The sequence below is a fragment of the Candidatus Cryosericum odellii genome, from assembly GCF_003570935.1.
Lineage (GTDB): Bacteria > Caldisericota > Caldisericia > Cryosericales > Cryosericaceae > Cryosericum > Cryosericum odellii.
On record NZ_QXIU01000137.1, the window covers coordinates 1 to 11,352 of the forward strand.

At 53.8% G+C, this 11,352-nt stretch carries 13 protein-coding genes and 1 pseudogene; all 14 read right to left on the bottom strand.

Features of this window, described 5'->3' with window-relative positions; all coding sequences use genetic code 11:
* A pseudogene (locus tag SMC5_RS05705) lies at positions 1–467 on the bottom strand (NADP oxidoreductase); the annotation flags it as partial.
* Positions 464–997, bottom strand: coding sequence for an NADH-quinone oxidoreductase subunit NuoE family protein (locus tag SMC5_RS05710; protein ID WP_119119945.1), 534 nt, complete (start codon positions 995–997; stop codon positions 464–466). The pseudogene SMC5_RS05705 and the gene SMC5_RS05710, both read right to left, overlap by 4 nt.
* Before the next feature lie 57 nt (positions 998–1,054).
* A complete protein-coding gene (locus SMC5_RS05715) occupies positions 1,055–1,903 on the bottom strand; it encodes a formate/nitrite transporter family protein (RefSeq protein WP_119089899.1) in 849 nt (282 codons plus the stop codon).
* 16 nt (positions 1,904–1,919) lie between these two features.
* Positions 1,920–4,643, bottom strand: a complete 2,724-nt coding sequence (fdhF, locus tag SMC5_RS05720; protein WP_207799100.1) for a formate dehydrogenase subunit alpha — start codon at positions 4,641–4,643, stop codon at positions 1,920–1,922.
* 18 nt (positions 4,644–4,661) lie between these two features.
* Positions 4,662–4,736 carry a hypothetical protein gene (locus SMC5_RS11665; RefSeq protein ID WP_119119955.1) on the bottom strand — a complete coding sequence of 25 codons (75 nt, stop codon included), beginning with the start codon at positions 4,734–4,736 and terminating at the stop codon, positions 4,662–4,664.
* A 58-nt stretch (positions 4,737–4,794) separates the two neighbouring features.
* The gene (locus tag SMC5_RS05730; RefSeq protein WP_119119947.1) at positions 4,795–5,424 is read right to left on the bottom strand and encodes a molybdenum cofactor guanylyltransferase; all 630 of its coding nucleotides are present in this window, start codon (positions 5,422–5,424) and stop codon (positions 4,795–4,797) included.
* A 267-nt stretch (positions 5,425–5,691) separates the two neighbouring features.
* Positions 5,692–6,384 (bottom strand): redox-sensing transcriptional repressor Rex, encoded by a 693-nt coding sequence (locus tag SMC5_RS05735; protein ID WP_119119948.1) that lies wholly within the window; start codon positions 6,382–6,384, stop codon positions 5,692–5,694.
* A gap of 11 nt (positions 6,385–6,395) precedes the next feature.
* Positions 6,396–6,977, bottom strand: coding sequence for an ATP-binding protein (locus SMC5_RS05740; protein WP_119119949.1), 582 nt, complete (start codon positions 6,975–6,977; stop codon positions 6,396–6,398).
* Entirely contained in the window at positions 6,974–7,705 is a 732-nt protein-coding gene (locus SMC5_RS05745; protein ID WP_119119950.1) for a PHP domain-containing protein, read from the bottom strand. Before SMC5_RS05745 ends, SMC5_RS05740 begins: the two co-directional genes overlap by 4 nt.
* 3 nt (positions 7,706–7,708) lie before the next feature.
* Positions 7,709–8,041 (bottom strand): iron-sulfur binding hydrogenase, encoded by a 333-nt coding sequence (locus SMC5_RS05750; RefSeq protein ID WP_119119951.1) that lies wholly within the window; start codon positions 8,039–8,041, stop codon positions 7,709–7,711.
* 8 nt (positions 8,042–8,049) lie between these two features.
* Entirely contained in the window at positions 8,050–8,979 is a 930-nt protein-coding gene (locus tag SMC5_RS05755; RefSeq protein WP_119119952.1) for a CBS domain-containing protein, read from the bottom strand.
* Positions 8,980–8,982: 3 nt separating this feature from the next.
* Positions 8,983–9,321: a hypothetical protein gene (locus tag SMC5_RS05760; protein ID WP_207799101.1), complete on the bottom strand. Its 339-nt coding sequence runs from the start codon at positions 9,319–9,321 to the stop codon at positions 8,983–8,985.
* Positions 9,322–9,352: 31 nt separating this feature from the next.
* Positions 9,353–10,960, bottom strand: a complete 1,608-nt coding sequence (gene nuoF, locus SMC5_RS05765) for an NADH-quinone oxidoreductase subunit NuoF (protein ID WP_119119953.1) — start codon at positions 10,958–10,960, stop codon at positions 9,353–9,355.
* Positions 10,957–11,352, bottom strand: a 396-nt coding sequence (locus SMC5_RS05770; RefSeq protein WP_133299172.1) for an NADH-quinone oxidoreductase subunit NuoE family protein, incomplete at its 5' end; no start/stop codon positions are given. The genes SMC5_RS05770 and nuoF, both read right to left, overlap by 4 nt.

An 11,352-nucleotide genomic window follows, 5' to 3' on the forward strand; every position in this document is an offset into this window, starting at 1 on the left:
GTCAGGACCTGGATAACCTCGCCGGGCTGCATCGCAAGAGCCTTTGCGAGAGCCCCATACCCGTCGCGGGCAATGTACTCATCGATACTTTGTGGATCGATGAGGCCTGCGTTTCTCAGGACGATTTTCTGCTGGCTCTTCCCTGATTCTTTCTCGACCAGTCGCTTGGACGAGAGAGAGCGGTCAATCGTGAGGCGCGAGACCACGCGTCCTTTCAGGAGGTGTTCTGTGACGATCTCTTCCACGTCCGTCGGCTTCACGCCACCGTAGTAGACGTCATCCGGGAAGACAGCCAGAACGACACCCTGGTCATAGATACCAAGAGCGCCAGTCTCGACCACCGAGACCTGACTGCCCAGGTTGTACTTACCGATCGTCTCCTCGAGAACGTGCTTGACTTCAAGAGCACCCTGGAGGACAGAGTTGGAGTCAATGGGAACGATAATCTGTGTCGAGAACAGCTTCATTGTGCACCTCCCGCGCTCTTTGCGTCGAGAATTCGTGGCAGATCTTCCGGCGTGAGGTTTCCGTACGCATCGTCATCGATCATGAGAGCCGGAGAAACACCACAGATGCCAAGACAGCTGGAAGCTTCCAGCGTAAACATTCCGTCCGAAGTTGTTTCGCCCAATTCAACTCCAAGGAGTCGCTTGAGCTCTGCCACAATAGATGGAGCGCCGGTCACATGACATGGCCCGCTTGTACAGACACGGACCACATGCCGTCCCCGTGGCTCAGTCGACAGCATCGTGTAGAACGTGACGAAGCCGTTGAGCTGCGCAGGCGAGGTCCCGAGGAGTCGAGCGACTTCGCCCAGCACAGGTCCCGGGAGGGAGTTACCATAGTGGTGCTCAAGGTCGAACATGATGTCCATGTACGACAGCCGGCCATGATGCTCCGTACGATTTGTTTCTACCAGTTCGCGCAGAAAACGCTTGTCTTCATCGCTCAGCGGCTGCGCCTGCCCCACTGGTCGAGTCACATTGTCCAACTCCATGGTTTCCTCCCTGATCGTTTTTTTCCGAAGCACTCTCACCAGCAAGAGAGGTTGGTCCTACTTTGTCTCCACAGTGCCAGGACCCTTCTTCAAATATGCGAACCAGTAGATAAAGCCGACGAAGAATGCGCCACCAATGATGTTACCTATAGTCACAGGAATGAGGTTCTTGGTCCAGAGGGTTACCCAGTTCAGTCCTGCAAAATCTGCAAGGGTCTTGCCTGTAGCCGCCACAACCTGGGGAACAGACTTAAGGAGGATGCCGTAGGGGATGAAGAACATGTTTGCAACAGAGTGCTCGAAGCCTGAGGCAACAAAAGCCATGACGGGGAAGAAGACTGCGAACAGTTTTCCAATGATATCCTTCGAGGCAGTTGCCATCCACACCGCAAGGCAGACAAGCCAGTTGCAGAGAATACCCCTGACAAGTCCCTGAACGAAGGTAAGACCGACCTTGGTTCCCGCGATCTTGAGTGCAGCGGAACCAACGAGGTTGCCATTCATGCTCCAGAGACCCGACCAATACAAGAGAAGGGCAATAAAGACCGAACCGACCAGATTGCCGATGTAGACTGCAACCCATGTCTTCAGGACCTCTCCCCAGCGAACTTTCTTCTCCAAAGCCGAAATAACAATAAGGTTGTCACCCGTGAAGAGCTCAGCCCCAGCAACCACGACCAGCATGAGTCCCACGCTGAACACGGCTCCAGCAATGAACTTGGTGAAGCCAAACCCGAGCGTCGCATCGGAACCAACAAGAATCGACAACTGTGCACCAAATGCAATAAAGGCACCCGCGAGAATCGCAAGAACAAAGAATTTCTTCATGGGCATCCTGCACTTGCCCTGACAAACATCTCCCAGCTTCTCGGCAATTTGAGGTGGTGTAAACATCGGTAGATCCATTCCTTTCCTCCCCTGATCAGATTTTTTCAATCTTGCATGCTGCGACTTTGAATTCAGGTATCTTCGATACCGGATCAAGGGCCGCATTTGTGAGAAGATTCACGCTTGCCTCATGGAAATGGAAACTAATGAAGACTACTCCCTTCATCGGCTTATCGGAAATTCTGGTCTCGACTTCGATACTGCCTCTTCTTGTCGAAACCCTTACCGTTTCGCCGTGTTCGATATGAAGTTCCTTCGCATCTTCCTTGCTGACCTCCACATAGTTTCTTGGAACAAACGTGTCAAGAACTTTCACTCTTCTGGATTCTTGTCCAGAGTGGAAGTGGTAGAGAATCCTTCCGGTGGTAAGAAGTATCGGATATTCCTTATCCGGAAGCTCCTTTGCCTCGATATACTCAACTGGACTGATGAGCGCTTTTCCGCTCGGCCTCTTGAAGGCTGCACCATAGTGAAGGATCTTCGTTCCAGCATGTTCGTCAGTGGGGCAGGGCCACTGCAGGCCACCTTTCTCAAGACGCCAATGATGAATGCCGGCGTACGATGGCGTGAGGCTTGCCACTTCATCCATGATTGCCGCGGCGTTCCTGTATGTCATAGGGTAGCCCATCTTTGTTGCAACGAGCGAAACGATCTCCCAGTCGAATTTTGCATCTTCTGGCTTTTCTCGAGCAGTTCTGAGCAACTGGACTCTTCGTTCAGTGTTCGTAAATGTTCCCTCTTTTTCATATGCGGCTGCGGAAGGAAAAATAACGTCTGCAAGTTCTGCAGTCTCCGAAATAAAGATTTCCTGAACAGCAAGAAACTCGAGAGCCTCCAGTCCTTTCCTCACATGAGTGATGTCGGGCTCCGTCATGAGAGGGTTCTCTCCCATGGCATATACCGCCTTGAGATGCCCACTGAGAGCAGCATCTCCAAATTCAGTCACAGGAAGCCCTGGCTTGTCCGAAAGTCTGACGCCCCATGCCTTTTCGAATTTCTCTCTGGCAGTGGGATCGGTTACTTTCTGATAACCCGGATAAACATCGGGAAGAGCTCCCATATCGCAGGATCCCTGAACGTTTGCCTGTCCCCTCAAAGGATTGATGCCGTTTCCTTCTCTTCCAATATGGCCAGTGACAAGGGCAAGGTTTGCGATGCTGAGCACATTGTCCGTACCGACCGAATGCTGGGTGATGCCCATCGTATAGAAAATCGTCGCATTGAGAGCAGAAGCATACACGATAGCAGCTTCCTCAATCAGTGCCTTGTCGACGCGAGTCAGCCTGGAGACCATATCAAGGTCATACTTCGAAACAACCTTTACGAACTCCTCATATCCTTCTGTGTGCGCCTCAATAAACTCTTTGTTGACAAGCCCCTTGTCCACCATGACCTTCATCATGCCATTGAGAAGTGCCACGTCGATGCCTGGGAAGTGCTGAATGTAGATGTCAGCAACCTTTGCAAGGTCGGTCTTCCGTGGATCACAGACAATAAGCTTTGCGCCACGCTTCTTCTTGTTCTCTTTCACAAACTGCGCAATCACGGGGTGGCTTTCTGTCATGTTCGAGCCTATGACAAACATTACATCCGCATTCTTGATATCGTCAACCGGGTTCGTCGCTGCAGCCGCGCCAAGCGCCTTACCTAGCCCCGCAATGGTCGAGGCATGGCATAGTCTCGCGCAGTTGTCTACGTTGTTCGTGCCAATAACTGCACGGGCAAATTTCTGCACAGCGAAGTTGTCCTCATTCGTGCACCTGGAGGAGCCAAGTACGCCAATGGCATCTGGTCCGTACTTATCCTTGATCTCCTGGAGCCTTGTTGCCGTGTATGCGATGGCCTCTTCCCACGTGGCTTCCCTGAACTTCCCGTTCTCCTTGATGAGAGGCTTTGTGAGCCTTTCATTGCTATTAACATACTCAAAACCATAGCGTCCCTTGACACAGAGTCTCCCCTTGTTGGGCATAGCATCTACGATTCCTCTTGCCATCACAAGGTTGTTCTTCTTATCCTTGTACAGGGAAATATCACAACCCGTTCCGCAATAGGCACAGATGGTGTCGGTCTTCTCAAGATTGAAGATCTTGCCCTTGCCGATGCGAGGTTTCTCGACAAGTGCTCCAACAGGGCAAGCCTGTACACAAGCACCACAGAACTGGCAGTCAGTCTCCTCAAGAGGCACGTTGAACGGAGTCGACACAACACACTCGGAACCTCTCATTGCCATGCCAATTGCCTCGACCAATGCCTGGTTCTCACAGGCGTCCACGCAACGCCTGCAAAGGATGCACTTCTGCGGGTCGAACTGGATAAAGGGATTCGTGTCCCATGCGGTTTTCTTTGGACTCTCAAATGCCTCCCTGTCAATGAGAAATTGGCTCTTCTTGATGCCGAATTGGTAAGCAAGCTCCTGTAGCTCGCAATCTCCATCTGCATCGCAGGTCATGCAGTCCAGAGGGTGATGCGCAAGTGCAAGTTCGAGATTTGTCTTCCGTGCTTCATGAATGGCGGAAGAATCTGTCGTAATTTCCATACCGTCGGTAACCTTGGTTATGCATGCCCTTTGAAGAGTCCTGGCTTTCTTGACCTCGACGACGCACATTCCGCAAGCGCCTTCCTCGGCAATGCCTTTAAGGTAACAGAGAGTAGGAATATCATATCCTGCACTCTTGCAGGCATCCAGGATCGTCATTCCCACAGGGAATTGATAGTCCTTCCCGTCGATCTTTGCGTTGATCAATTTCTCACTCATCATGAACCCCCTTCGGGTATCTTACTCTTTGAGAATAGCACCAAAACAGCAGACTTCATAGCACGAGCTGCATTTGATGCATGTATCCACATCGATGACATGGGTCTTCTTGACCTCGCCAGTGACAGTCTGGACAGGTCACTCATGTGCGCATCTATACGCGTTCTTCCTCTATCGACGTTTCACCCGCACGCAACATCAGTTGTGCCATAATGAGATCATCCGGTGTGTTCACGTTGAAGAAAGACATTAATCGTTCGTCGTAGTGCGTGCCATAGGCCCGGTCAATAAAGCCAATGCGCAACGATTCATTGCGAAAGAGTTCCCGGACAGAGCGAACCCCCGATGCCAGCAGTTCGGCTGCGACGTTGGCGACCCGAGAAGAATAGATGGCGAACAACGGCTCAAGAAGACCATCAATGTTGGGAACAAGGATGTCCAGATCCTGCACGCACGCACGCTTTCCCATCGCCTGAGCCAATGAAGGAGAAACAAACGGCATGTCGGCACCGACCACCATGTTCAGTACCGCATCTGAGGCCCTGAGTCCACTGTAGATCCCACCCAGAGGCCCTGCATCAGCAACAAGGTCGCTGACAACTAGTCGCTCCGACTTGCCGTCTGCAGGTATGAGGCCATTGTTCTCGACAATAATGTGGCGCTGATACAGCGCACCAAGCCGACGCAGGGGGTATTCGTACAGGGGGATACCTGCGAGAGAAAGGCAGTACTTGGGCAATCCCATTCGTTGGCTACGCCCGCCTGCAAGGACGACAAGGTTCATGGGCGGCACCTGCGGTCTCTTGTTGTCGCACTGCAATAACCGGTACCAGCCACCAACTCTGTTTTCATGGCCTATCGGCACTCTTCAGGATTCCCAGCTGCAATGACCAGATTATCGACCGATTCGGGTGACAAACGCCCCATGTTGTCTCCTTTCCCACGCTACTAATTCAAAATGGTGCTGACTGCTGACATTCACCAAATGCACAGAGTGGTCCAGCGCATATCCGTCAGGCCCACCCGAACGAGTGCTGCCCTGGAAACGCCGCTACTCGCTGTGTGACGCGGCATTGATCTGCATCTGCTCCTCGCGCGCCTGCTCCTCAGCACTCTGGATGTAGAACGAAAGTTTGAGAAACTCCTGTGAAAGATCCACCGAGATCACTGGGACCTTTTCAGGCACTTTGATACTCTGCGGGGCAAAGTTAAGGATACCCCGAATGCCCGCCTCGCAGAGGATTCGGGCGACGGTTCTAGCACTTGATGCGGGGACGGCGATAACCCCGATGGCGATGTGTTCTCGGCGAACAATCGTCTTCAACTCATCAATGGCGTACACGGGTACGCGCTCTACGCGCGTTCCGATCTTGCGCGGATCTGAATCAAACGCTGCGACATACCTGAATCCCCACTTCTGAACCATACGGCTGGCAATAAGCGCTGTGCCGAGGGAACCTACCCCCACGATACAGCACTTCCACCGTTCGACGCCACGCCCGAAGATGGCTTCGACTTCGGTCTTCAGCCCAACGACATCGTACCCGGTACCACGTTTGCCAAATCGACCAAAAACGGACAAGTCCTGTCTCACCTGTTCAGCACTCACCCCTGTCAACGATGCCAACTCCCGCGACGAAAGTGTCGATGCGCCTTGCTGCTCAAGATATGTGAGACACCGCAGATATGTGGCCATGCGCGAAACAGTCGCCTTTGATATGTCTCCCAATCTGTAGTTTGTCATCACCAGCACCCTCACATACCGCCCTGTCCGGATTCGCCACTGCTACCTTGGACCACATCGCATTCCTGTCCGCGCAAAAAATCCAGAAGCAGTAACTGCGCTTGAGGGTCAGACATTTCTTCCGACGAGAAAATTGTCCGCAGTTCGTCAGTATCGAGAGTATATGCCAGATTCCCTTCTGCACGGTGAACATACCACCGCACCGCATCGTCAGAGATGAGCAGAGCAAAAATGGTCGATGCCAGATCTCCAAATGGCAGACAGTCAATGTGATCCGTATGAAAGGTTGCCCTGAGTGTCGTTCCCTCACCCGGAGCACTCCACAGGTCGACCCCTCCACCTGTCAACTCTGTGTTCTGCTGGAGGAATGGCAGTCCAAGACCAAACCTCCTGATGTTGTGCGGTCGCGTTGTGAAGAACGGATCAAACACACGTGTGCGTCTATCGGCATCCATCCCGCACCCGTTGTCTCGAACGGTAAAGACAAACAGGTGACCAGACGGGTCATAGTCGATGTCGAGCCATATTTGGGTGGCTCCAGCCGTCACACTGTTGGAAGCAATGTCCAGGATATGGTCCGCTATCGTCCTCATAGCAGCCTTACTCCTCTTCCATTCTCATGCCGAAGGGCCATAAGTACTTCATGAACAGTCAATTCCTCGATTTCAAGGATATACCTGGGAGGGCTGATGGAATCAAGGTTGTGAGCATCGCTGTTCGAGACGAATTGCGGATGACCAGGCAGCTTTGACGCGATTTTCTCGATATTGACCTTGTGAGCGACCTCATATGTGGGAAACTCCATGTCTGACGTCACAATGCCCAACTGGTACAGAAGCCCAAAACGGCGATCCAGATGGCTCGGCACGACGACACCGCCCAGCTGTTCAACATGTTCCCTCAGTTCCTCCAGGCTCAGCAGACTGGCCACAGAAAGCAGAAAGGGAAACTGTCCTACAAACTCGTCCCGTTCATTACAGACAAGCTGATAGCCAAAACGTTCGGGGTCGTTAATGATACGCGGGTACGACGCCAGTAGTATGCGACCAAATTTCCAGAGGGCACCTGTCGTCTCGAAATAGCAGAGCAAGTGGACTTCCTCCGCAGTGGTAGCTTCCATCCCTGGCACGCTCAGGATACCGCGCTGCTGAAATACCCGCTGAAATGCAGGCACGTTGCACGCCGCGTTGTGGTCAGTCAGAGAGGCAACCTGTATCCCGCGCGCAGCGAGCCGTCCTGCCACCTCGCCCGGCAGCATTGTAATATCTGCACACGGCGACAGACACGAATGCAGGTGCAGGTCGCCGGGGACCTCCAGCACTGGCTACCTCAGCCCAAGAATATAGAGCTTTCCGGAAACGGTATACGCCGAATCCCTGGAATAGAGGACGGTCATGTGTTCCTTTACAGCACGCTCGACCACGTCGGGCTCACAGGTTCGGCCCTCGCAGACAATAATGACGCTGATGCCCACCATCGCTGCAACGGCGATGACATTGACATGTGTCTGGATAGTCGCCCAGGCCGATCCCAGGGTAGCCTTGGCAATAACTTCCGAGAGCAGGTCGCAGGTGTACCCTGACGTTACCTGCCGCGTTGTGTCACCCTCGACCGCGACGTCTGCACCCAACGACTCGATGACGTCATGTACTATCATGTTGCCTCCTATTCCTTGCTCTCCAGGAAGATCATCTCAACCTTGGTAGGCTTGTCTTTGCCCGAGATAATTACGAGGTGATCGGAGAATCGGCGGATGTTCGGCAGACCCATGCCCGCACCAAAGCCCAGTTCCCTGATTGCGTCAGTCGCGGTAGACCAGCCTTCCTTCATCGCAAGATCGATGTTCTCGATTCCGGGACCCTCATCTTCCACGCGTACGGTAATCTCTCCATTGCGAGCAATGGCCCGCAGGGAACCATGACCACCCGCATGGATACAAACGTTTATCTCCGCTTCGTAGGCGCAGACACTCGCCCGTCGAACAACGGACTCGCCGAAACCCTTGTTCTGGAGGTACGCCTTGAGCCGAGCCGAGCCTTCGCCAGCATTCTCAAGTCCCGTACAACTTATGTCATAGACAAAGTCTGCGCTGTTTTCGAACTCTTTCGAGAGGGCCGAGAAGCTGCCGAGGGTAATCGTACGTCGCTGGTCATGGACGTACACCGAGTAGAAGCTGCGAATGATCGCCGACAGAACGTCGGTGTCCGTGATCATGCCCACTAGCTTGCCATCTTCTCCGACCACCGGGAAACGCCCGAACTTGAAGCGCTGGAAAGAAGACAGGATTGTCTCAAAGCTGTCATGCGCATGCAAAGAGATCACATCGCGCGTCATCACCGAGTCAACCGAGTCAGCCAGACGCCCGTCGGCAAGTGCCTCGATGATCTTTGAAACCGAAATGAGCCCCACCAACCGAAAATCGGCATCGACGATGGGCACTCCGGAAATTGATTTTTCCCGCATAAGAAGACGGGCTGCTGCAACACGATCCTCAGGATGAAGGGCATAAACTGCGGTAGACATGACACTGGAAGCGTCCAGATTGCTAAACAGCCCCAGATATCGCAGTGCTTCTACACTCTGCTCAAGGGACATCTATTATCCAGAGAGACCTCGGGCATAGAGCTTCCCCGACGCCACGTACATGATGTCGTGGGTCGACAGAAGGACAATGCCCGTCGTACGTGCCAGATCGGCGACATCCTGAGGCACATCCTTGCCTCTTACCACGAGAATGGCTGGCAGGTCAAGCATCTGTGCCGTTCGAATAATCTGAGGAGTAGTCAACCCGGTGATGAGCAGCGTATCGGGACGGCTCATCGCCAGTACGTCACTCATGAGGTCTGATGCAAACGCGTGGTTCACCTCGATATCCGCCAGTTGTTCGCCCACGACACACATTGCGCCGGTAATCTCAAGAACCTCAGTCAGTTTCAAGTCGACTACTCCTCTCCAGGACGCTACCCTTCTACGCTTCTTCCTGACAGGCCTCTGGTACATGTGATTCCGCAAGTGCCTGGTCGAATACTTCGGGAAAGTTGCGCAACGCTGACTCAAACGCGAGCGGGGCAGCCTGTCCCAGCCCACAGAACGACGTGTCGTTCAGCGTGGTGAGCAGTTTGCCGAGGCGTTGCAAGGAAGCGGGGTCCGCCGTCCGGTTGACGAGCGAATCCATGATGGCCTTGACTTGCAGTGTCCCTTCCCGGCAAGGTGTGCACTTGCCACACGACTCATGCCAGAAGAAGTGTGCCACCTCCGCAAGGAACGGAAGGAGCGGCACATCCTCAGACGCCACCAGGATGACTCCGGACCCGATGGAAACATTGTTGGTCTTCATTGAGGCGAAGTCCAGCGGGACATCCAGGAACTTGTCAGTAAGCACAGTCCCGGCACTTCCACCAGTCTGAATGAAGCCGATGTGCTTGCCTCCCTTGACGCCGCCGCCAAAGTCGTAGATGAGTTCCCGCAACGTGATGCCAAGAGGCGCCTCGACGATGCCACGGTTCACAATGTCGCCCGAAAGCGAGAAGACCTTGGTGCCGGCACTCGATGGTGTCCCGAATGACTTGAACCAATCGCTGCCATTCAACAGAATCGGCGGTACGTTGGCAAAAGTCTCTACGTTGTTGACGACCGTAGGCTTTCCGAAAAGTCCCTGCTGAGGCGGGAACGGAGGCTTGTTCCGTGGCGTGCCACGCTTGTTCTCGATGGACTCGAGCAGCGCAAACTCCTCACCACAGACGTAGGCGCCACCACCACGATAGACCTCAATATCAAACTGGAACCCCGTCCCCAGAATGTCCTTGCCAAGCAGTCCATACTCAGTGGCGTCCTTGATAGCCTTCTTGAGGCGCGCTATCGACATGAAGTACTCGCCACGGACATAGACGATACCGACGTGAGCTCCGGTAGCGTAGCCGGCAATGGTCATGGCTTCGACGATACTGTGTGGATCTCCCTCGAGAATGAGGCGATCTTTGAAGGTGCCGGGTTCACCTTCGTCAGCGTTGCACACGATGTACTTCTCGTCGTTCTGCTCCTTCGCGACCATTCCCCACTTCAGCCCTGTCGGGAACCCTGCGCCCCCTCGTCCCTGGAGCTTGCTGTCGGTCAGGATCTGAATAACCTCGCCGGGCTGCATCGCAAGAGCCTTGGCCAGCGCTTCATAACCGTCGCGGGCAATGTATTCGTCGATACTTTGTGGATCGATGAGGCCTGCGTTTCTCAGGACGATTTTCTGCTGGCTCTTCCCTGATTCTTTCTCGACCAGTCGCTTGGACGAGAGAGAGCGGTCAATCGTGAGGCGTGAGACGACACGCCCTTTGAGGAGATGCTCCGTGACGATCTCCTCAACGTCTGAAGGCATGACGTTGCCATAGTAGACGTCATCCGGGAAGACAGCCAGAACGACACCCTGGTCATAGATACCAAGAGCACCAGTCTCGACCACCGATACCTGGCTGCCCAGGTTGTACTTGCCAATCATCTCCTCGAGAACGTGCTTGACTTCAAGGGCACCCTGGAGGACAGAGTTGGAGTCAACAGGAACGATAATCTGTGTCGAGAACAGCTTCATTGTGCACCTCCCGCGCGCTTTGCGTCGAGAATTCGTGGCAGATCTTCCGGCGTGAGGTTTCCGTACGCATCGTCATCGATCATGAGAGCCGGAGAAACACCACAGATGCCAAGACAGCTGGAAGCTTCCAGCGTAAACATTCCGTCCGAAGTTGTTTCGCCAATATCGACACCAAGGAGTCGCTTGAGCTCTGCCACAATGGATGGAGCACCGGTCACATGACATGGCCCGCTTGTACAGACACGGACCACATGCTGTCCCCGTGGCTCGGTCGACAGCATCGTGTAGAACGTGACGAAGCCGTTGAGCTGCGCAGGCGAGGTCCCGAGGAGTCGAGCGACTTCACCCAGCACAGGTCCCGGAAGGAAATTACCATAGTGGTGCTCAAGGTC